The 287-nt window shown below is 70.4% G+C and carries 1 protein-coding gene; it reads left to right on the forward strand.

The genetic code is table 11. The annotated features are described in order from the left end of the window. Positions 1 to 287 (forward strand): hypothetical protein (locus C2L59_RS47690; RefSeq protein ID WP_199199801.1); only part of this gene is annotated, 287 nt, incomplete at both ends.

A 287-nucleotide genomic window follows, 5' to 3' on the forward strand; every position in this document is an offset into this window, starting at 1 on the left:
GTCCTGCTCGCCGGACACCCGGAGCACTACTCCATCCACGCCGGCGGCGGCCGGGTCAACATCATCGAGACCCTCGGCGACCACGTTTGTTCGTTCTACATGCGCGAATGGGACGAGGCGACGGCGCCAACGCCGCCGGCCGGCTCCGACGCGACGTACGGCCGCCGCTCCCGCATGGCGCTCGAGGACGGCACTGTCGTCGGCAGCATCACCAACTCGTTCACCGATGTGGAGGGCGGGTTCACCGCCAGCCTCTCGGTGACCCTCCCGGCCTCGTGCGGCCCGAC

It is taken from the genome of Amycolatopsis sp. CA-128772 (assembly GCF_002904295.1).
In the GTDB taxonomy this organism is placed as follows: Bacteria; Actinomycetota; Actinomycetes; order Mycobacteriales; family Pseudonocardiaceae; genus Amycolatopsis.